22 protein-coding genes are annotated in these 21,135 nt (G+C 61.8%); 13 read left to right on the plus strand and 9 right to left on the minus strand.

From position 1 onward, the window contains the following. Positions 1-80: 80 nt before the first annotated feature. Both RBB32_RS03725 and nth read right to left on the minus strand, forming a co-directional pair. The gene (locus RBB32_RS03725; protein WP_306151338.1) at positions 81-1,067 is read right to left on the minus strand and encodes an adenosine kinase; all 987 of its coding nucleotides are present in this window, start codon (positions 1,065-1,067) and stop codon (positions 81-83) included. Beyond that, entirely contained in the window at positions 1,064-1,708 is a 645-nt protein-coding gene (gene nth / locus RBB32_RS03730) for an endonuclease III (RefSeq protein ID WP_306151339.1), read from the minus strand. Before nth ends, RBB32_RS03725 begins: the two co-directional genes overlap by 4 nt. 99 nt (positions 1,709-1,807) lie before the next feature. Here nth and RBB32_RS03735 point away from each other — a divergent pair, with 99 nt between their 5' ends. After that, entirely contained in the window at positions 1,808-2,647 is an 840-nt protein-coding gene (locus RBB32_RS03735) for a bifunctional helix-turn-helix domain-containing protein/methylated-DNA--[protein]-cysteine S-methyltransferase (RefSeq protein ID WP_306151340.1), read from the plus strand. 122 nt (positions 2,648-2,769) lie between these two features. Beyond that, entirely contained in the window at positions 2,770-3,429 is a 660-nt protein-coding gene (locus RBB32_RS03740) for an OmpA family protein (protein WP_306151341.1), read from the plus strand. 134 nt (positions 3,430-3,563) lie between these two features. Here RBB32_RS03740 and RBB32_RS03745 read toward each other — a convergent pair whose 3' ends face one another. Continuing rightward, complete coding sequence (locus RBB32_RS03745) at positions 3,564-4,523, minus strand: L-malyl-CoA/beta-methylmalyl-CoA lyase (protein WP_306151342.1); 960 nt, start codon at positions 4,521-4,523, stop codon at positions 3,564-3,566. 360 nt (positions 4,524-4,883) lie between these two features. Here RBB32_RS03745 and RBB32_RS03750 point away from each other — a divergent pair, with 360 nt between their 5' ends. The 4 genes from RBB32_RS03750 (at position 4,884) to RBB32_RS03765 (ending at position 9,187) form a co-directional block, all read left to right on the plus strand. Further along, the gene (locus RBB32_RS03750; protein ID WP_306151343.1) at positions 4,884-6,140 is read left to right on the plus strand and encodes an MFS transporter; all 1,257 of its coding nucleotides are present in this window, start codon (positions 4,884-4,886) and stop codon (positions 6,138-6,140) included. Positions 6,141-6,269: 129 nt separating this feature from the next. Beyond that, entirely contained in the window at positions 6,270-7,271 is a 1,002-nt protein-coding gene (gene dgcN, locus RBB32_RS03755; RefSeq protein ID WP_306151594.1) for an N-acetyltransferase DgcN, read from the plus strand. A gap of 74 nt (positions 7,272-7,345) precedes the next feature. Continuing rightward, entirely contained in the window at positions 7,346-8,311 is a 966-nt protein-coding gene (dgcA, locus tag RBB32_RS03760) for an N-acetyl-D-Glu racemase DgcA (RefSeq protein ID WP_306151344.1), read from the plus strand. A gap of 12 nt (positions 8,312-8,323) precedes the next feature. After that, positions 8,324-9,187 (plus strand): D-amino-acid transaminase, encoded by an 864-nt coding sequence (locus RBB32_RS03765; protein WP_306151345.1) that lies wholly within the window; start codon positions 8,324-8,326, stop codon positions 9,185-9,187. A 108-nt stretch (positions 9,188-9,295) separates the two neighbouring features. Here the strand turns inward: RBB32_RS03765 and RBB32_RS03770 are convergent, their stop codons facing one another. Then, positions 9,296-9,964 (minus strand): SGNH/GDSL hydrolase family protein, encoded by a 669-nt coding sequence (locus RBB32_RS03770; RefSeq protein ID WP_306151346.1) that lies wholly within the window; start codon positions 9,962-9,964, stop codon positions 9,296-9,298. 115 nt (positions 9,965-10,079) lie between these two features. Between RBB32_RS03770 and RBB32_RS03775 the strand changes: the two genes are divergently transcribed. From RBB32_RS03775 to RBB32_RS03790, 4 genes are all read left to right on the plus strand, one after another. Further along, positions 10,080-10,394 (plus strand): DUF1244 domain-containing protein, encoded by a 315-nt coding sequence (locus RBB32_RS03775; protein ID WP_306151347.1) that lies wholly within the window; start codon positions 10,080-10,082, stop codon positions 10,392-10,394. Between the two features lie 60 nt (positions 10,395-10,454). Next, positions 10,455-10,904, plus strand: coding sequence for a peptide-methionine (R)-S-oxide reductase MsrB (gene msrB / locus RBB32_RS03780; RefSeq protein WP_306151348.1), 450 nt, complete (start codon positions 10,455-10,457; stop codon positions 10,902-10,904). Further along, on the plus strand, positions 10,901-11,407 hold the full coding sequence (gene msrA, locus RBB32_RS03785) for a peptide-methionine (S)-S-oxide reductase MsrA (RefSeq protein WP_306151349.1): 507 nt from the start codon (positions 10,901-10,903) through the stop codon (positions 11,405-11,407). The genes msrB and msrA overlap by 4 nt, the downstream gene beginning before the upstream one ends. Before the next feature lie 211 nt (positions 11,408-11,618). Then, positions 11,619-12,542, plus strand: coding sequence for a DMT family transporter (locus RBB32_RS03790; RefSeq protein WP_306151350.1), 924 nt, complete (start codon positions 11,619-11,621; stop codon positions 12,540-12,542). A gap of 4 nt (positions 12,543-12,546) precedes the next feature. On the opposite strand, the gene RBB32_RS03795 is transcribed toward RBB32_RS03790, so the two are convergent. The 5 genes from RBB32_RS03795 to RBB32_RS03815 all read right to left on the minus strand — a co-directional run bounded on the left by RBB32_RS03795 (position 12,547) and on the right by RBB32_RS03815 (position 17,941). Further along, positions 12,547-13,872, minus strand: a complete 1,326-nt coding sequence (locus tag RBB32_RS03795) for an FAD-binding oxidoreductase (protein ID WP_306151351.1) — start codon at positions 13,870-13,872, stop codon at positions 12,547-12,549. Next, positions 13,869-14,684, minus strand: a complete 816-nt coding sequence (locus RBB32_RS03800) for an ABC transporter permease (RefSeq protein WP_306151352.1) — start codon at positions 14,682-14,684, stop codon at positions 13,869-13,871. The genes RBB32_RS03795 and RBB32_RS03800 overlap by 4 nt, the downstream gene beginning before the upstream one ends. Positions 14,685-14,763: 79 nt before the next feature. Continuing rightward, positions 14,764-15,654 (minus strand): ABC transporter permease subunit, encoded by an 891-nt coding sequence (locus RBB32_RS03805; RefSeq protein WP_306151353.1) that lies wholly within the window; start codon positions 15,652-15,654, stop codon positions 14,764-14,766. A gap of 3 nt (positions 15,655-15,657) precedes the next feature. Further along, positions 15,658-16,782: an ABC transporter ATP-binding protein gene (locus RBB32_RS03810; RefSeq protein WP_306151354.1), complete on the minus strand. Its 1,125-nt coding sequence runs from the start codon at positions 16,780-16,782 to the stop codon at positions 15,658-15,660. A gap of 64 nt (positions 16,783-16,846) precedes the next feature. Continuing rightward, positions 16,847-17,941, minus strand: coding sequence for a polyamine ABC transporter substrate-binding protein (locus RBB32_RS03815; RefSeq protein WP_306151355.1), 1,095 nt, complete (start codon positions 17,939-17,941; stop codon positions 16,847-16,849). 147 nt (positions 17,942-18,088) lie between these two features. Between RBB32_RS03815 and RBB32_RS03820 the strand changes: the two genes are divergently transcribed. The 3 genes from RBB32_RS03820 (at position 18,089) to radC (ending at position 21,087) form a co-directional block, all read left to right on the plus strand. Next, on the plus strand, positions 18,089-18,784 hold the full coding sequence (locus tag RBB32_RS03820; protein WP_306151356.1) for a GntR family transcriptional regulator: 696 nt from the start codon (positions 18,089-18,091) through the stop codon (positions 18,782-18,784). 94 nt (positions 18,785-18,878) lie between these two features. Then, entirely contained in the window at positions 18,879-20,276 is a 1,398-nt protein-coding gene (locus RBB32_RS03825; protein WP_306151357.1) for an aspartate aminotransferase family protein, read from the plus strand. A gap of 46 nt (positions 20,277-20,322) precedes the next feature. Beyond that, positions 20,323-21,087 carry a DNA repair protein RadC gene (gene radC / locus RBB32_RS03830; RefSeq protein WP_306151358.1) on the plus strand — a complete coding sequence of 255 codons (765 nt, stop codon included), beginning with the start codon at positions 20,323-20,325 and terminating at the stop codon, positions 21,085-21,087. The last annotated feature ends 48 nt before the right edge of the window (positions 21,088-21,135 follow it).

Raw genomic sequence — 21,135 nt, forward strand, 5'->3', positions numbered from 1 at the left:
CATGGGGCAAGGGCGCATCTTTTGGTTTTTTCTTGGTCAAAATACCCGAATCCGACAGGTGCCTCGGGCACTGAGATTGCTCAGATCAGCCCTTCCGCCGAAAAGAGGGCTTTCACATCCGCCTGCGGGCGTGCGCCGTAGTGGGTGATGACCTCGCCGGCGGCAATGCAGCCCATGCGCCCGGACACGGCCAGGGGCGCGCCGCTGGCCATGCCAAAGAGGAAGCCGGCGGCGAATTGATCGCCCGCGCCGGTGGTATCGAGCGGGGCAATCGGGCTGACCGGGATACTGATGCTGTCGTCGCCCTCGGTGATCACCACGTCATGGCCCGAGCGGGTACAGACGATAAGGCCGCTTTCGCTGGCCGCCTGTTCAAGTGCCGCGCCCAGGTCATCGGTTTCAAACAGCGATTTCCATTCGTGTTCGTTGCCCAAGACGAAATCCAGTTCGCCCAGCAATTTGCGGAAATCGCCGCGGTGGCGGTCAACGCAGAAGGGGTCGGACAGGGAAATCCCGGCCTTGCCGCCCCCGGCGCGACAGGCGCGCGCCGCGGCTTGGAAGGCGTCTTTGCCCTTGGATTTGTCGAACAGGTAGCCTTCGAGGAACAGCAGTTCGGCGGCGCCTGCCACATCATCGTTCACATCGTCGGTGCCGAGTTCGGAGGAGATGCCGAGGTAGGTGTTCATCGAGCGTTCGCCGTCGGGCGACACGAAGATCATGCAGCGCGAGGTTGGCAATTCGCCGTTGGGCACGGGCGGATTGACGAAATCAATGCCCTCGTCGGTCATCGCATTGGCATAGTAGTGGCCCAGTTCATCGTCATGCACGCGCCCGATAAAGCCGGTCTTGAGGCCCATGGCCCCCAGCCCCGCGATGGTATTGGCGACCGAACCGCCGGGCATCTGGGTGCGGTCTTGCATTTGGTCGAACAGGAACTCTCCGCGTTCCTGTTCGACCAGTTGCATGACGCCCTTGTCGATGCCCATTTGGGTTAGGAAATGATCGCCGGCCTGGGAGATCACGTCGACCACGGCATTGCCGATCCCGACGGCTTGGTATTTCTTCATATGGTTTTGTCCTCGAATTGGCACAGGTCGCGGATGATGCAGGTGGGGCACATCGGTTTGCGCGCCTTGCAGTGATAGCGCCCATGCAGGATGAGCCAGTGATGGGCGTGTTGTTGAAAATCCACCGGGATGTTGTCCTCGATGGCGCGTTCCACGGCGTCGACGTTTTTACCGGGGCAGATGCCGGTGCGGTTGCCGACGCGGAAGATATGGGTATCGACGGCCTGCGCCGGATAGTGCCACCACATGTTGAGAACCACGTTGGCGGTTTTGCGGCCCACGCCGGGCAGCGATTGCAGGGCGGCGCGGGAGTTGGGAACGATGCCGCCGTAGTCCTCGACGAGGATTTTCGACAGCTTCATCACGTTCTTGGCCTTGTTGCGGTAAAGGCCGATGGTCTTGATATGTTCGATCAGCCCCTCTTCGCCCAGGTCCAGCATTTTCTGCGGGGTGTCGGCGATTTTGAACAGCTCGCGCGTGGCACGGTTGACGCCCGCATCGGTGGCCTGTGCGGAAAGGGCGACCGCCACGACAAGGGTATAGGCGTTGACGTGGTCAAGCTCGCCTTTCGGTTCGGGCTCGGCCTCGTGGAAGCGGGTGAATATCGCGCGGATCGTATGGTAATCAAGCTGCTTGGCCATGGGAAACCGTATGCCCCGAAAGACGGGTATGCGCAACATTCGGGTCGCGGTTGCGGCGCGGGGGGCTTAATATGGAGGTCGGACAGATAAGGATCGGCCATGTCAGAGGCATCAGCAGAGCAAAGTTACCATTACAACGTCATGCGCCGGGCGCTTGCGGTGATGGATGAGGCCGACGCGCCGCTATCGCTTGAGGACCTGGCGGCGCGGATGGGGATGAGCCCGGCGCATTTCCAGCGGCTGTTCTCGGCCTGGGTCGGCGTCAGCCCCAAGCGCTATCAGCAGTACTTGCGCCTGGGTCATGCCAAGGCGCTGTTGACCGAGCGGCACACCGTTCTGGAGGCCGCGCACGAGGCGGGGCTTTCGGGGACCGGGCGGTTGCATGACCTGTTCCTGCGGTGGGAGGCGATGAGCCCGGGCGAGTTTGCCCGGCGGGGGGCGGGCCTGACCATCCGCTATGGCTGGTTCGACAGCCCCTTTGGCGAGGCCCTGGCCATGGGGACGGATCGCGGGTTGTGCGGCATTGCCTTTACCGAGGAGTTCGGCCGCGATTGGGCATGGGAAAATATGGCCGGGCGTTGGCCCGCCGCCGCCTACGAGGCGGCGCCCGAGGCGATCGCCCCTTGGGTGGAGGCCAGTTTCGCCGGGCGAGGCGAGGCCGCGTTGCACATGATCGGCGCGCCTTTTCAGATCAAGGTGTGGGAGGCCCTGTTGCAGGTGCCGTCGGGCCATGTGACCACCTATTCCGATATTGCCGAGGCCATCGGCAACCCGCGCGCTGTGCGCGCGGTGGGCACGGCCGTGGGGCGTAACCCGGTGAGTTTCCTGATCCCGTGCCACCGCGCCTTGCGCAAGTCAGGGGCCTTGGGCGGCTATCACTGGGGTTTGCCGGTCAAGCGGGCGATTCTGGCCTGGGAAAGTGCCCGCGCCGAGGCCTGACCCCGGAAAATGCGCGAAATGCTGCCGATTTCCCCTCTGTTTCGCCTTGGGGAACGCGCGATGATTGCTTATTTTGCGCATAAGCCCGAGCGTTCGGGCACCATTTTCACGAGGCGAACATTATGCGAGCGAAGAAATCCATTCTGGCCCTGTCGGGCCTGTCCCTTCTGGCCGTGACGGCCTGTACCGATCCGGCGCACCTGGGCAATGATCAGCGGAAGAACACCAAGGGCGGTGCGGTTCTTGGTGGTGTGATCGGGGCCGGTCTGGGCGCTTTGGTCAGCGATGACAAGGCCAAGGGCGCGGTCATCGGTGGTGCGGTTGGCGCGGCTGGCGGGGCCGCTGTCGGCAATGCGCTGGACAAGCAAGAGGCCGAGCTGCGCCGAGAGCTGGACAACGACAACGTGCAGATCACCAACACGGGTGACCGCCTGATCGTGACCATGCCGCAGGACATCCTGTTCGATGTCGACAGTTCGACCGTCTATCCGGGGCTGCGCTCGGATCTGTTGACGGTGGCGGAGAACCTGCGGTCCTACCCGGATTCGACGGTGCAGGTGATTGGCCATACCGACAATTCCGGTTCTGCCAGCTATAATCAGGCGCTGTCCGAGCGCCGGGCGAATGCCGTGGCCGATGTCCTGATGAATGGCGGCGTGGCCTTCGGGCGCATTCAGACCTATGGCCGGGGCGAGAACCAGCCCGTGGCGTCGAACCTGACGGATGAAGGCAAGCGCCAGAACCGCCGGGTCGAAATCGTGATCCTGCCGACCGCGGCATAATAATGCGCTGGGCGTCCCGGGCTTGACCCGGGACCTCGTTGCAAGCCGGGAGGCCCCGGGTCACGCCCGGGGCGAGACATGAAAAAACCCGGTGAGTGGGAACTCACCGGGTTTTTCCGTTCTATCTCCGTGCCTTACATGGTTTCGATCATCTCGGCCTGTTTGACGATGACCTCGGCCTGCTTGATCGAGGCGATATCGACAAGGCGGCCCTTGTAAGTGGTGGCCCCTTCGCCGCGGGCCTTGGCCTCTTCCATGGCCTGCAGGATTTCGCGGGCTTCCTGAACGGCCTCGGCGGTGGGGGTGAAGACCTCGTTGGCAAGGGCGATCTGCTTGGGGTGGATGGCCCATTTGCCAACCATGCCGAGGGTGGCGGAGCGTAGCGCCTGCGCGCGGAAACCGTCATCGTCCGAGAAGTCGCCGAAGGGGCCATCGACGGGCAGGAGGCCATGGGTGCGGCAGGCCGCGACAATGGCGGTTTGCGCCCAGTGCCACGGGTCGGACCAGTATTTCTCGCCTTCGCGGATCATGTAGTAGTTTTCCTGCGTCCCGCCGATGCCGGTGGTGGACATGCCCATGGAGGCGGCAAAATCAGCCGCGCCGAGGCTGAGGGCCTGCATCCGGGGGCTGGCGGCGGCGATGGCTTCGACATGGGCGATGCCAGCGGCGGATTCGATGATCGCCTCGAAGCTGATCCGCTTGGCGCGGCCCTTGGCGGCCTCGATCGCGGTGACAAGCGCGTCGACGGCATAGATATCTTCGGCGCAGCCTGCCTTGGGGATCATGATCTGATCAAGGCGGTCGCCGGCCTTTTCAAGCAGGTCGACCACGTCGCGGTACCAATAAGGGGTATCCAGCCCGTTGATCCGGACGCTGAGATACTTGTTGCCCCAGTCGACATCGTTGATCGCCTGGATGGTGTTTTCGCGAGCCACGTCCTTGTCGGTGGGGGCGACGGAATCTTCGAGGTCGATGTTGATCACATCGGCGGCGCTGGCGGCCATCTTCTCGAACAGCTTGGTGTTGGAGCCCGGGCCGAACAACTGGCAACGGTTGGGACGTGCGGGGGCAGGGGGTTGGAGGCGGAAGCTCATGTCATACACCTTTTCAAAAGTTTCAAGAACGGTTGTGTCCGCGGTATATAATTACATGCCCGCCTGCAACCCGGTTTTGTGACGCAGTGCAGCATGACCAGAGCGCAAGCCGTTGGGTGGATTGTGGTTAACATACTGATTTCGCGATTTAATTGATTCTTTTGAGTCGCCGGCATGCTGTCGGATTCGGGTCGGTACTTGATGCGGCGACGCAGCGTACTCCCCGGCCCTGCGGTCAATTGTGCCGGATAACCGTCGTCGCGACGCACAAGGCGCACAAACAGCACATCTGCACGGTAAACGACATTCTTTGTCGCAAAGTGAGGGGTTATCGTGGGTGGTTCGTGTGACCCCAGAGGTATGCGACGTGCACTGATTGATAACTGGGCCCTGTTCGCGGGTATCCTGATGTTGATGGTGGCCAACGGCCTGATGATGACCTTGCTGACGATCCGGGGATCGGAACTGGGGTTTTCCTCGACCGTGGTGGGGATCATGCAGGCGGGGTATCCGGCCGGGGCGCTGATCGGGACGGTGATAGCGCCGCGGATGATCGAAGGGTCGGGGCATGTGCGGGCCTTCGCGGCGCTGGCCTCGTTATGTTCGATCTCGGCGATCGTGCACCTGTTGACCGAAGACCCTTATACATGGACGGCGATGCGGGTTCTGGCGGGGTTCTGTTTTCCCGGGCTTTACGTGATCACCGAAAGCTGGCTGAACGGCCAGGTCGAAAACCACCAGCGGGCGCAGGTTCTTTCGGTCTATTTCTTTGCCCAGTTCGGTGGGCAGGCCTTTGGCACCTCGTTGATCGGGCTGCCGGGGGCGCCTGTCATGGTTTTGTTCGGGACCGTTTCGATCCTTATTTCCTTGTCCATCGTGCCGCTTCTGCTGACGGCCGGGGACCCGCCGGAATACGAAGCCCCGGAACGGATGCCGATGCGCGCCCTGTTCAGGATTTCACCCATCGCCGTGATCGGCTCGGTCCTGTCCGGTGTGACCATGGGGGCGCTGTTTGCGTCGGGGCCGCTGTATGGGCTGGATATCGGGATGTCGCGCGCGCAGGCGGCGGGAATTTCCGTGGCGCTGACGCTGGCGGGGGCGGTGGCGCAGTATCCGGCCGCCTTTGTCGCGGACCGTTTTGACCGGCGCGGCGCCTTGATCGGGTTGGCCGTGATCGGTGCGGCGGTGGCGTTCGTTTCGCTTTTCCTGGCCGAGGAGAGGGCCCTGACCCTTCGGTTTGCCATCATGTCCGCAGCCTGTGTGCCGGTCTACTCGGTCTGTCTGGCCCATGCGAACGACCAGTTGCGCCGCTCGCAGGTGGTGGCCGCCGGGGGCGCGATGGCGTTTTCCTTGAATATCGGCTTGTTCATCGGGGTGTTCTCGGGGCCGACGGTGATGGACCTGACAGGACGTACCGGGCTGATGATCTACCTGCTGTCGCTGTTCGCGATAACGCTGTTGGTGACGGCGGTGCGCCGGGTGCAGCGGCAGGTCCCCGAGGAGACCGGCAAGGTTGTGACGGTCGGCAACTTCGGTCAGCCGCAGACGGCATATTGGAGTGCTGAAACCATGGCCGTCGAGGATCAGGCCGAGACGGATGAAGAATCTTCGCAATAGTCTGTTAATTCTCGAAGGTTCTTGTGATTATTGCCAACTATGGGGGGATTTCCGCAGGATTTCGCGCCTTTGGCGTCGCAAACTGCGCGCGAAACCGTGAATCCTGCTTCGAAAGGTGCTGCCATGTCGATGATCGAGACCCCCTATCTTCTGTTCCTGGGTGATGCGCCCGATATGTTGGCGGCCAAGGTGGCCATCGGTATCCGCGATTGGCGGCCCGACAACGCCGTGGGGCAGTTGCGGCTTGAGGGCTGCGGGGCCGACCTGGGCCTGGCGGACATGACGCTTGAAGAGGCCAAGGCCGCCGGTGCCAAGACGCTGGTGATTGGCGTGGCCAACCGGGGCGGCGTGATTTCCAAGGAGTGGAAGAAGGTGCTGGTGGCGGCGCTTGAGGACGGCTTTGACCTTGCTGCCGGGCTGCACAACCTGCTGCGTGATGAGCCGGACCTTGTGGCGGTGGCCGAGGCGACGGGCCGGACCTTGCACGACGTGCGGGTGCCCGAAGTGGAATACCCGATTGCCGATGGCAAGAAGCGGCGCGGCAAGCGCTGCCTGCCGGTGGGAACCGATTGCTCGGTGGGCAAGATGTATACCGCCATGGCGATGGAGCGGGACATGCATGAGCGTGGCATGAAGGCCACCTTCCGCGCCACCGGGCAAACCGGTATCCTGATCACCGGCGACGGTGTCCCGCTGGATGCGGTGATTGCAGATTTCATGGCCGGATCGGTGGAATGGCTGAGCCCCGACAACGACGAGGATCACTGGGACCTGATCGAAGGGCAGGGGAGCCTGTTCCACGTGTCCTTCTCGGGTGTGACCATGGCGCTGATCCACGGCGGGCAGCCCGATGCCCTGATCCTGTGCCATGAGCCGACCCGCGCCCATATGCGGGGCCTGCCGGACTATACCCTGCCCACGCTGGAAGAGCTGCGCGATACCGCGCTGCCCTTGGCGCGGATCGCCAACCCGGCTTGCGAGGTGGTCGGCGTATCGGTGAACACGCAGCATATGGCCGAAGATGAGGCAAAGGCCTATCTGGCCGAGGTCGAAACACGCATGGGCCTGCCGGCGACGGACCCCTATCGCTTTGGGTCGGGCAAGCTGGTGGATGCGCTGGCCGCCCTGTGATCCGATCTTTGCGCTATGGAGACCCGTCGGATGCCTCCGGCGGGGATATTTTGGGCTAGAAGAAGGGGTAGGGCATGGATATTTCAGTAACGCGCGATGTGTTTCGGCTGGCGCAGGTTTTTACCATCAGCCGGGGATCACGCACGCAGACCGAGGTTGTGACGGTAAAGATCAGTGACGGCGGCGTGACCGGCTGGGGCGAATGTGTGCCCTATGCGCGCTATGACGAGACATTGGACAGTGTGACGGCAGAGATCGAGGGGCTGCCCGAGAGCTTTGACCGGGCGGCGTTGCAGGATTTGCTGCCCGCCGGGGCCGCGCGCAACGCGGTGGATTGCGCCCTGTGGGACCTGGAGGCCAAGCGCGCGGGCAAGCGGGTTTGGGACTTGGCCGGGCTGGCCGCGCCCGGGCCGGAGGTGACGGCCTATACCCTGTCGCTGGACGCGCCCGAGGCGATGCGCGCGCAGGCGGCGGAACATGCGCATCGGCCATTGCTCAAGATCAAGCTGGGCACGCCGGATGACATGCCGCGACTGGAAGCGGTGCGCGCCGGTGCGCCCGAGGCACGGATCATCGTGGATGCAAACGAGGGCTGGTCGGCGGAGGTTTACGCCGATCTGGCGCCGCATCTGGTACGTCTGGGCGTGAGTCTTGTGGAGCAGCCTTTGCCCGCAGGCGAGGACGAGGCCCTGATCGGGATGGAGCGGCCGGTGCCGGTCTGTGCCGATGAATCCTGTCATGACCGGGCAAGCCTGCCGCATCTCAAGGGCAAATATGACGTGGTGAACATCAAGCTGGACAAGACCGGGGGCCTGACCGAGGCCTTGGCCCTGCGCGAGGCAGCCCTTGCCGAGGGTTACAAGGTGATGGTGGGCTGCATGGTGGGCAGCTCTTTGGCGATGGCGCCTGCGACATTGGTGGCGCAGGGCGCCATGGTGACAGACCTTGACGGCCCGCTTCTTCTGGCAGAAGACCGGGACAACGCTTTGACATTCGATGAGGCCGGGGTGCATCCGCCCAAAGCGGTGCTCTGGGGCTGAGGAGAGATTATTATGACCCGAACCGTTTACGTGAATGGCGAATACCTGCCGGAAACCGAGGCCACGGTTTCGATTTTCGACCGTGGGTTCCTGATGGCCGACGGGGTTTACGAGGTGACCAGCGTGCTGGGGGGCAAGCTGATTGATTTCGCGGGCCATGCGAAGCGGTTGGAACGCTCGCTGAACGCGTTGGACATGACGCACCCGCCCGAGTTCGACGATCTGCTTGAGATTCACCGCGAGTTGGTGACCCGCAACGGGATCGAGGATGGTTTGATTTACCTTCAGGTCACGCGCGGTAGCGATGGCGACCGCGATTTCGTGTTCCCCGATGCCGAGACCACCCGGCCCACCGTGGTGCTGTTCACCCAGTCCAAGCCCGGCCTTGCCAATAGTCCGCAGGCTGAAAAGGGCCTGAAGATCATCAGCATCGACGATGTGCGCTGGGGCCGTCGGGATATCAAGACGGTGCAATTGCTGTACCCCTCGATGGGCAAGATGATGGCCAAGGCCGCCGGGTGCGACGATGCCTGGATGGTCGAGGATGGCCATGTCACCGAAGGCACCAGCAACAACGCCTATATCGTGAAGGGCGGCAAGATCATCACGCGGGCGCTTTCCAACGACATCCTGCACGGGATCACCCGGGCGGCGGTGCTGCGGTTTGCGCAAGAGGCGCAGATGGAAGTGGAAGAACGGAATTTCACCATCGACGAGGCGCAAGAGGCCGACGAGGGCTTTATCACCTCGGCCAGTGCCTTCGTGATGCCGGTGGTCGAGATCGACGGCACGACGCTGGGCGATGGCACACCGGGGCCCGTGGCCAAGCGGTTGCGCGAGATTTACATCGAAGAAAGCCTGAAGGCCGCGATCTGAGGCCTTAAAGCGTTTCCAGTTATTATTGCATCACCAATACCCTGCCAGGCCTGCGGCCTTCTCGGGACATTGGCGATGCCCTTTGATTCAAGGTAAACTGGATATGCTTTAATTCGCCCTGATCCCTTGCGCGAGGTATTGGCCGATCACGGCCGATCCCTTGGGCGAGGGGTGGGTGGCGTCCGATGCGTAAAGCGATGGGTCGCGCGGGGTGATAACATCCTCGGAATCGATGAAGACGACCCCGGGGGTGTTTTGCGCCAAACGCGCGATACGGCGTTCGATTTCCACCAGCCCGGGGCGACAGCCCTGGAACGTGCCGGAGTTCGGTGCGCGGTAGTAGCCCATCCAAAGTACCTTGGCGCCGGTGCCGCGGGCGCGGTTGATCAGCGTGACGATCTCGCCCGAGGTGCCATCGCTGGAAATCAGTGCCTCGATCACACCGTCGCAGCGGGTACAGCCACAGGTGAACCCAAGGTCATTGGCACCGCCGTTCATCACCACCCAGTTCCACGGTTGCCGGATCAGTTGGTCGGGGATGCCAAGCCCAAGGGCCGAGGCAAAGCCGCGCTTGCGGATTTGCGCGCCGGGGGTGGCGCGATTGGTGACGCTGCGCCCAAGGCTTTGGCCAAGGGCGGTTCCCACATCGCGGCCCGAGGTCCGGTTCCACGCCAGAACCGAGTCGCCGATCATCAGGATATCGCCGCCCGAGCGCGGCGCGCCGGGGGTACAGGCCGCAAGGGCGGCGGTCAGGATCAGGGTTGCAAATACGCGCATCATGCCTCCGGTCAGTGAGTTACAAAGGTGTGGCGGCCCGCGCCGAAGTCAATCAACACGGCTTGAACCCGCCCGCGCCCAAGCGCATGTTGTGGGCAAAGACAGGAGGATACCCATGGACGACCAGACCCGTATTGAATTGGAAGCCGCCGCATTTCGCACATTGCGCGAGCACCTGATGGAAAAGCGGACCGATGTGCAGAATATCGACCTGATGAACCTTGGAGGGTTCTGCCGGAATTGCCTGTCGCGCTGGTATCAAGAGGCCGCGAATGAACGCGGCATCGAGATGTCGAAAGAAGAGGCGCGCGAGATTTTCTATGGCATGCCCTATGACGAGTGGAAGGACAAATACCAGACCGAGGCAAGCACCGATCAGCAGGAGGCCTTCAAGACATCCTTTGCCGAGAACGTGGGCGAGAGCCGGTGAACCCTTTTAAATCTGGCTCCTTGCCCCATCTTTAGAGGGGAACAGAAGATGGAGGGCCGAATGCCGAAGTTTGAGAAGAACCCCGACGTGATCGCGGCGCTGGACCCCGAAGAATACTGGGTGACGCAAGAGAACGGCACCGAGCGCCCCGGCACCGGCAAGTACCTTGAGAACAAGGCGCCGGGAATTTACGTGGACGTGGTCTCGGGCGAGCCGTTGTTCGCCTCGTCGGACAAATATGAATCGGGTTGTGGCTGGCCGAGCTTCACCAAGCCGATCGAACCGGCGCATGTGAACGAGCTGACCGATAAAAGCCACGGCATGGTGCGCACCGAAGTGCGCAGCACCCATGGCGACAGCCACCTTGGGCATGTCTTTCCCGACGGGCCGCAAGACCGGGGCGGGCTGCGTTATTGCATCAATTCCGCTGCCCTGCGGTTTATCCATCGCGACGAGATGGAGGCCGAGGGATACGGCGATTACCTGGATCAAGTGGAGGACGTGAGATGAGCGAACGTGCGGTTCTGGCCGGTGGCTGTTTCTGGGGAATGCAGGATTTGATCCGGGGCATGGACGGGGTGTTTTCGACCCGCGTGGGATACACCGGGGGCGACGTGCCCAACGCCACCTATCGCAACCACGGCACCCACGCCGAGGGGATCGAGGTGATGTTTGATCCTGAGCGGTTGAGTTACCGGAAGTTGCTGGAGTTTTTCTTTCAGATCCACGACCCGACCACGTTGAACCGGCAGGGCAATGATATTGGGCTGAGCTATCGTTCGGCCATCTATTATTGCAATGATGAACAGAAGACCGTGGCGCTGGATACCATCGCCGATGTAGAGGCCAGCGGCATCTGGCCCGGCAAGGTGGTGACCGAAGTAGAGCCGGTTGGCGATTTCTGGGAGGCCGAGCCCGAGCATCAGGATTATCTTGAGCGTTTCCCGAATGGATACACCTGCCATTTCCCGCGCCCCGATTGGGTGCTGCCCAAGCGGGATGCGGCGGAATAGGGCCGCTTTTCACGCCTGGCGGCGTTCCGCGCGACGAAGGCCCCGTCAGGGCTGAGGAGCGCTTGTCGAATAGCCCTGCGTGCCTGTCACGCAGGGCTATTTCGTCTGAGTTACTTTCCGGCATTTGCCACGTCATAGGCGGCCGGTGCGGCACCGGTGATTGACCTTTTGCGCGGGCAGGCGCATTCAAGGCACGTTAGGAGATGTGCCAATGAATCCTTTCAAGGGTATTGCCCTGAAACTTTGTTCCGTGACGCTGTTTGTCGTGATGTCGGCCTTGGTCAAGGCGGCCTCGGAAACCGTGCCGCCCGGCGAGGCGGTGTTCTTCCGCTCGTTCTTTGCCATTCCCGTGATCCTGACATGGCTGGCCCTGCGGGGGGATCTGCGCACCGGGTTGAAGGTGAAATCGCCCATGGGGCATTTCTGGCGCGGGGTGGTGGGGACCACGGCGATGGGGCTGATGTTTGCCGGGCTTGGCCTGTTGCCGCTGCCCGAGGTCACGGCGCTGGGCTATACCGCGCCGCTGTTAACGGTGGTCTTCGCGGCGATGTTCCTGGATGAAAGGGTGGGTCTGTTCCGGATCGGCGCGGTGGGTTTGGGCCTTGTCGGCGTGTTGATCGTGTTGTCGCCGCGCCTGAGCACCTTATCGGGGCCGACGGTGGAAACGGCGCAGGCGGTGGGCGCTGTTCTGGTTCTGCTGGGGGCGGTTTGTGCCGCCTTGGCGCAGATTTATATCCGCAAGCTGGTGGCCTACGAGGAAACAAGCGCAATCGTTTTCTATTTTTCGCTGACCTCGACGCTTTTGTCGGTGCTGACCATTCCCTTTGGTTGGGCGATTCCGGGCGGAACCGAGACACTCTACCTGGTTCTTGCCGGGCTTTTGGGCGGCATGGGGCAGATTTTCCTGACCTCGGCCTACCGGTTTGCCGACGCGAGCGTGGTGGCCCCCTTCGATTATGCCTCGATGCTGTCTGCGCTGGTGATCGGCTATGTTATTTTCGACGAGGTGCCGACCGGGCCGATGTTGATCGGTGCCGGGCTGGTGATCCTTGCGGGGATCATCATCATCCTGCGCGAGCGGCACCTTGGATTGCAGCGCGGCAAGGCACGTGCCCTTAGAACACCGCAGGGTTAGCCCCCTATTGCCGGGTCAGATGCGCCACCGCATAGGGTGGCCAAAGCCACGCGCGGCGCAACCGGCCAAGCGGGAAGCGGCGGGGCGGTTTGCGCATGATTTCGGGGTACATGGCTTGTGGAGTCTTGTCTTGCGCCAGATCGGCAAGGATTTTGCCCGCGTGACTGGCCATGGCGACGCCGTTGCCCTGAAAACTGAGCGCGGTGAAAGCGCCGGGCAGTTCGGGGACCGGGCCGCAATAGGGGGTCATGTCGCGCGACAGGCTGAGCAACCCGTTCCAACTGTATGGCGTGTCGATATGCGCCCACGCGGGGAACATGCGTTCGAAATGCTGGCGGATGGTGCGGTGCATGCGCCCGTCCCACTTGGATGAGCTGAACAGCCCGCCGCGCATGCCAAAGAGGAACCGCCGGTTTGGCATCAGGCGAAAGTAATGCAGGAAGAACCGTTCGTCATAGGACATTTGATCGGTGGACCAGCCTTGGGCGGCGATTTCCTCGTCACTCATGCTGCGGGTGACCAGCACGTTGGACTGCGCCGGAAGGTAGCGGGCGCGCATCCACGCGGGCAGATCATCGGAAGAATAGCCATTGGTCGCCACGATCAGGCGTTTGGCGGTGATCTGTGCGTTGTCGGTGTGCAGGGTGAACGTTTGAGCGTGGTCAATACGGCATACGGGGCTTTGGGAAAAGATGCGCACGCCGTTTCGTGTCGCGGCATCGGCCAGCCCCAGGGTATATTTCGCCGGGTTCAGGCCAAAGCCCACAGGTGTCGTCATGCCGCAATGAAAGGGCCCGCGCATGCCAAGCCCGGCGAGTTCGGCGTTCTGGTGAATGTCGGCGGTTATCCCGAGGTCGGAGTGGATCTGTTCGGCCAGGGTCTCGAACTCGTGCAGCGATTTGTCGGTGAACCCCATGACGGTTTCGCCCTTGGAATGGCGGTCAATGTCAAGCCCAAGGCGGGTGGTCAGCGCATCGACGGTTTCAACGGCGGCGGCCTCGGTCTGGCGGGCCTCGACGCGGGCGGCTTCGCCGTGCAGGCGGGCGATGACGCCGTCGGGCGCGCCGAAGCCGCCCAGACAGCAAAAGCCGCCGTTGCGGCCCGAGGCCCCCCAGGCCGGGTTCCGGGCCTCCAAAACCACAACATCCGCACCGCTTTCGGCCAGATGCAGGGCCGCGGACAGCCCGGTGAAGCCCGCACCGATGACCGCAACGTCGCAGGTGATGGGCCCCGCGGCAGCGGGATATCCCGGGTCAGTGACCGTATCGCCCCAATAGCATGCGGCGCGCGGTGCGTCGCCATAGGTGTAGGATGGAAAAACCCGTTTCATGCGCGTTCGGCGGCGCGTTCTTCCGCCTCTTGCCTGAGGGCGGCGCGCTTGGTGACGAGCGATGCGGTGATGACCCCTACGGCGACAATCGCGATCAGCAGCGTGGAAAGCGCGTTGATCTCGGGGCTGACGCCAAGGCGGATCGACGACCAGATCTTGATCGGAAGGGTGGTGGCCGAGGGGCCGGCGGTGAAGCTTGCGATCACCAGATCGTCAAGTGACAGCGTAAAGGCCAGAAGCCAGCCCGAGATCACGGCAGGGGCGATGATCGGCAGGGTGACAAGGCGAAACGCCTCCATTGACGTACAGCCAAGGTCAAGCGCTGCTTCTTCGAGCGAACGATCGAAGCTGACCAGGCGCGAGGAGACCACCACCGAGACATAGCACATCGAAAAAGTAGTATGGGCAAGGATGATGGTCAGCACCCCACGGTCCAGCCCGATACCGATGAAAAGCAGCAGAAGCGACAGGCCGGTGATGACCTCGGGCATGACAAGCGGTGCATAGATCATGCCGGAAAACAGCGTGCGGCCCGCGAAACGCCCGGCCCGGACCAGGACATAGGCCGCCATGGTGCCAAGCACGGTCGCGATGGTGGAACTGATGACAGCCACCTGGATCGTGACCCAGGCGGCGTCGAGAAACGCTTCGTTTTGCAGAAGCTCACCATACCACCTGGTGGAAAATCCTGCCCATACCGTCACCAGTTCCGAGGCGTTGAAGCTGTAGACGATGAGGATCACCATAGGCAGGTAGAGAAAGGCAAAGCCCAGCGTCAGGGAGGTGGCGTTAAACCATGTGAAGCGTCTCATGCGATGGCCCCCGGGGTGCCGATTTCTTGAAAAGAAATCGGTCCGAAATCTTTTGAAGATTTCGGCTGTGACGTGATCCTCATCCCTCGGCCTCCCGCTGTTTTTGCTCGTTGCGCTGGAACAGGATGATCGGGATGATCAGGATCAGCAGCAGGATCACCGCCACCGCAGAGGCCACCGGCCAATCGCGGTTGTTGAAAAACTCCTCCCACAGGACCTTGCCGATCATCAGGGTGTCGGACCCGCCCAGAAGCGCCGGTATCACGAACTCGCCAATGGTCGGGATGAAGACAAGGAAACACCCCGCGATGATGCCGTTGCGCGACAGCGGGAAAGTCACCAGCCAAAAGGCCTGCATCCGCGAACAACCCAGATCCTCGGCCGCTTCCAGAAGCGAGGCATCCATACGTTCAAGCGTGGCGTAGATGGGCAAGATCATGAAGGGCAGATAGGTATAGACGATGCCGATATAGACCGCCGTGTTGGTGTTCAGGATCATCAACGGTTCCGAGATCAGGCCCATGCCGATAAGCAGCTGGTTGAGGTAACCCTCGGTCGAAAGGATGCCCATCCACGAATAGACGCGGATAAGGAAACTGGTCCAGAACGGCAGGATCACCAGCATCATCAGGGTCGGGCGCCAATGATCAGGGGCATTGGCCATGCCATAGGCGATGGGATAGCCTACCAGAAGCGTGCAAAGCGTGGCGACCACCGCGATTTTCACCGACGAAAGGTAGGCCTTCCAATACAGATCATCGGTGGTCAGGAAGGTGAAATTCTCGAAATCCAGCGCGCCGAAGAAGGATTTGATCCCCTGCCACCCGGTGGAAAGGTCCAATGTTGGGCTATAGGGCGGGATCGACAGGGCATAGTCGCTGAGCGAGATTTTCAGCACGATGATGAAGGGCACCAGGAACAGCGCCAGCAGCCACAGGTAGGGCACCGCGATAAGGGCCAAGCGCCGCATCGCTCAGGCCTCCAACAAGACGGCGGCGGTATCCGTCCAGGAAATCCAGACCTCGTCTTCCCAAGTGAAGGACCGGCGCGACAGGCGGCGGGTATTGGCGGCCTGCGCCTTGACGATCTGCCCGCTGGGCAGTTCGACGTGATAGGTCGACAGGTTCCCAAGATAGGCGATATCAAGGATCTTACCCTGTAGCGCGTTGCGCTTATCCTCGGGCCTCTCCGCCGAAATCGAGACCTTTTCGGGCCGGATGGCGAGGGCCGCGCGGCTGCCGTCGGTGAGGGCGATCTCGCTTTCGGCGTGCAGGCTTGGCTGCCCTTCGGCAAAGGTGATGTCATAGCCGTTGCCGCTCCGGGTGGCGGTGCCTTCAAGGATGGTGACATCGCCGATGAAATCGGCCACGTAAACCGAATTGGGCATCTCGTAGATATTGGCCGGGGTGTCGGCCTGCATGATGCGGCCATCGTCCATCACGGCGACGCGGGAGGCCACGGTCATGGCCTCTTCCTGATCGTGGGTGACGATCACGAAGGTGGTGCCGGTGGTTTCCTGAATATCCATCAGCTCAAACTGCGTATCTTGGCGCAGCTTGGCATCCAGTGCGCCAAGGGGCTCATCCAGTAGCAACAGCTTGGGCGCCTTTGCAAGGCTGCGGGCCAGTGCCACGCGCTGTCTTTGTCCGCCGGAAATCTGGTGCGGTTTGCGCTTGGCGAATTTTTCCAGCCGGGTGAGTTTGAGCATTTCGGCCACCCGGTCGCCGATGGCATCGCGCGGCAGGCCATCACGTTTCAGGCCGAAGGCGATATTGTCCCAGACCGACAGATGCGGAAACAGCGCGTAGCTTTGGAACATCATGTTCACCGCGCGCTTGTTGGGGGGGATCGGGGCAATATCCTGCCCGTCTAGCCAAATGGTGCCTTCCGTCGGAGCCTCGAACCCCGCCAGCATGCGCATCATCGTGGTCTTGCCACAGCCCGAGGGGCCAAGCAGGGCAAAGAACTCGCGTTCGTAGATATCGAATGTCTGGTCGTCGATGGCGGTGAAATCACCGAACCGTTTGGTGACGCCCTTGAACTGGATCAATGGCTTTGCGTCGGGGTCGTTCCATGGTTCGAAAACGGTTTGGCTCATACCTGTCCCATCCATCAAAATTTGGCCCGCGCGAGGGGTGTCGCGCGGGCCTGAAGCCGGGGCTTTAGGTGCCCGATTTGATCTTGGTCCAAAGGCGGGTGACAACACGCTGTGTGCGCATGTCATAGGGCCGCTTGATGTAGGTGTTTTCAAGCGCCGCCTCGGAGGGATAGATCGCCGGATCGTTGATCACGTCCTCGTTGAGGTATTCCTGCGATGCCTTGTTGCCGTTGGCATAGTAAACATAGTTCGACGCCGCGGCCATGTTCTGTGCATCCATGATGAAGTTCAGGAACTCATGCGCGCCCTCGGGGTTGGGGGCGTCGGCGGGAATGGCCATCATATCGAACCACATGACGGCGCCTTCGGACGGCGCGTTATAGGCGATCTCGACGCCGTTGTCGGCCTCGGCGGCACGGTCGCGGGCCTGAAGCACATCGCCGGACCACCCAACCGCAACACAGATATCGCCATTGGCCAGCGCGTTGATGTATTCGCTGCTGTGGAATTTCTGCACGTAGGGACGGACCGACATCATCAATTCGCCCGCTTCGTCAAGCTTGTCCGTGTCGGTGGTGTTGGGGTCATGGCCCAGGTAGGTCAGCGCCGCAGGCACCATTTCATCGGGGGCATCAAGGAAATGCACACCGCAGTCGGCCAGCTTTTCCATGTTCTCGGGTTCGAAGATCAGCGCAAGGCTGTCAATCGGGGCATCCTCGCCCAGAGCCTCGGTCACCTTGCCAGTGTTCACGCCAAGGCCGGTGGTGCCCCACATGTAGTTGATCGCGTAATCGCTGATCGCCACGTCCGAGCCATAGCCGGTCAGGCGATCCTTGATCACGTCCCACAGGTTGTCAGAGTTCGGCAGCTTGTCGTAATCCAGCTTTTGAAAGGCACCCGCCTGAATCTGACGCAACAGGAAACTGCCGGTCGGCACCACGACGTCATAGCCGGACCCACCGGCCAGCATCTTGGTTTCCAGAAGTTCGTTACTGTCGAAAACGTCGTAAACCAGATCGAGGCCGGTTTCTTCCTCGAACTTTGTCAGTAGCTCTTCGTCGATGTAGTCGGACCAGTTATAAACGCGCACCTCATCGGCCTGCGCGGAGATCGCGCCAAGGGCCAGGGCGGCGGTTGCGGTCAGAATCAGGTTTTTCATTCGTGGTCTCCCTTGGTCGGCATTTTGCCATGCCTTGACGGGGGATTTGATCAAAAATATCCGCCCGTGGCAATATGGTAATGTTTTCACGCAGTCGTTAAACTCGCAAGTAATGAGCGACATGGATTGCGGGCAAGGGCAATGGAAATGACCAAAGCTGCACAGAATTTGACCGCCGAAGGTGGCCCGCAGCGGAGGCTTCCTGCGCATGAGGTGATTTACCGGCAATTGCGTGGAATGATCCTGTTCGGGGAGTTCGCGCCGGGGCAGGCCGTGACCATTCAGGGCCTGACCGATCGGTTGGGGGCGGGCATGACCCCGGTGCGCGAGGCGATCCGCCGTCTGACCGCCGAGGGCGCGTTGGAATTTCAAGGCAATCGCCGGGTCTGTGTGCCGCTGTTGAGTGCCGCCAACGTGAGTGAATTGATCCTTGCACGTCAATGGCTTGACCCGCATTTGGCCCTGCGTGCGACCGAGCGGGCGGCGCCCGCTGACCTGACGCATCTGGAAGAGTTGGACGCAGGATTGGACGCGGCCATCGACCGCGGCGATTTGCGGGGATACCTTGAGCTGAACTACCGGTTTCACAAGCGGCTTTACGACCTGGCCGATGCGCCGATTCTGGCGGATATGGCGGATGGTCTGTGGCTCAGGTTCGGGCCGTCGCTTCGGGTCGTTTGCGGGCGGATGGGCACCCGGAATCTACCCGACAAACACAAGGAGCTTTTGGCCGCGATGCATGCCCGCGATGCCGAGGGCGCGGCCCGTGCCATTCGAGAGGATGTGATCCAGGGAATGGAGCAAGTGCGCCAATCGCTGGACGATCCCGGCCCCCATGACTGATTCGATTGACAGCGAATAATTTGATCATATTCTGGGATCAAAGGGCCGCGCATGGCCCGTTTTCCGCGAATCCCAGATCCCGAAAGGCCCGGTCATGACCCTGATCACCAACCATATGCCCACTGCCGAACTACAGGCGCTGGATGCCGCCCACCACATGCACCCCTTCACCCATGGGGATGAACTGAACGCCAAGGGCGCGCGGGTGATCACCCGCGCCAATGGCGTGACCCTTACCGATAGCGACGGCAACGAGATCCTTGATGCCATGGCGGGGCTTTGGTGCGTGAACCTTGGGTATGGCCGCGAGGAATTGGCCGAGGCCGCCGCGCGGCAGATGAAGGAACTGCCCTATTACAACACCTTCTTCCAGACGACCCATGTGCCGGTGATCGCGCTTTCCGAACGTCTGGCGCAACTGGCGCCGGGGGATTTGAACCATGTGTTCTATGCCGGGTCGGGCTCGGAAGCGAATGACACCAATATTCGCATGGTCCGCACCTATTGGGCGCAAAAGGGCAAGCCCGAGAAGAATATCATCATCAGCCGCAAGAATGCCTATCACGGATCGTCGGTGGGCAGTGCCAGCCTTGGCGGGATGCAGGGCATGCACGCGCAGGGCGGGCTGCCGATCCCCGATATTCACCACATCAATCAACCCAACTGGTGGGCCGAAGCGGGCGATATGACGCCCGAGGAATTCGGCCTTGCCCGCGCGCAGGAGTTGGAAGCGGCCATTCTGGACTTGGGCCAAGATCGCGTCGCCGCCTTTATCGGTGAGCCGATCCAGGGTGCGGGTGGCGTGATCATCCCGCCCGAAACCTACTGGCCCGAGATCCAGCGGATTTGTGACAAATACGGTATCCTGTTGATCGCCGACGAGGTGATCTGTGGCTTTGGCCGCACGGGGCAATGGTTCGGCTCGCAAACCTATGGCATCCGGCCGCATATCATGACCATCGCCAAGGGGTTGAGTTCCGGTTACGCGCCCATCGGTGGCTCGATTGTCTGTGACGAGGTGGCCGAGGTGATGAACGCCTGCGAATTCGCGCATGGCTATACCTATTCGGGCCATCCGGTGGCCTGTGCCGTGGCGCTTGAGAACCTGCGTATTCTGGACGAGGAAGGCATTGTTGCGCGCGCAGGGGCCGAAACCGCGCCTTACCTGAAAGAAAAATGGGAAGGTCTGGCCGATCACCCACTTGTGGGCGAGGCCAAGATCGCCGGCCTCATGGGCTCTATCGCGCTCACGCCCGACAAGGCCAGCCGCGCCCAGTTTGCCGCCGATGCGGGCACTGCGGGGCTGATCTGTCGCGAGGAATGTTTTGCCAATAACCTGGTGATGCGCCATGTGGGCGACCGGATGGTCATCTCGCCGCCCTTGGTGATCACCAAGCCCGAGGTCGACACATTGATCGAGCGGGCGACCAAGGCGCTGGATGCCGCCCACGCGCGGTTGCAGGATGAGGGGCTGATGAAGGCTGCGAGTTAAGCCCTGCGTTAACCCTTCGTTCATCTCGCTGCGGCAGGCTTGGCCCATGTCGCAGCGCAACGCCTTTTCCGAGATGCCCCTGCCGCTTTTCGAAAGCGATGAAGCGCCTGCCGCGCCGGTTGCGGGCGGGGGCGCCTTGCCTTCGTATATCAAGGACCACCGCAAGCGGCTCAGGGCGCGGTTCCTTGAGGGCGGCGCACAGGCCATGCCCGATTACGAGCTTTTGGAACTGGTCCTGTTTCGCGCCATCCCGCGCCAGGATGTGAAGCCCTTGGCCCGCGCGCTTCTGGACCAGTTCGGGGATTTCAACGGGGTGCTTTCGGCCCCGCAAGAGCGGCTGGCGCAGGTTTCGGGCGTGGGCGAGGCTGTGATTTGCGAATTGAAGGTGATCGAGGCCGCCGCGCACCGGTTGTCGCGCGCAAGGGTCATGCAGCGACAGGTGATCTCAAGCTGGGATGCCCTGCTTGACTATTGCCACACCACCATGGCGCACCGCGAGACCGAACAGTTTCGGGTGTTCTACCTTGATCGCAAGAACGTGTTGATCGCCGACGAGGCGCAGGCGCAGGGCACGGTGGATCACGTGCCCGTCTACCCGCGCGAGGTGGTCAAGCGCGCGTTGCATTTGAATGCCAGTGCATTGATCCTTGTGCATAACCACCCGTCGGGCGACCCAACCCCGTCCGAGGCCGATATTGCCATGACAGGGCAAGTCAGTACCGCCGCCGAGGCACTGGGCCTGACATTGCACGATCATATCATTGTCGGAAAATCCTGTGAGCTGAGCTTTCGCGCCGAAGGGTACTTGTGAGGGCGGACAAGCGGTTTGAAAACCGCTTGCAAGGATTTTGCAAAATCC

This window comes from Roseovarius sp. MMSF_3281 (assembly GCF_030733685.1).
Lineage (GTDB): Bacteria > Pseudomonadota > Alphaproteobacteria > Rhodobacterales > Rhodobacteraceae > Roseovarius.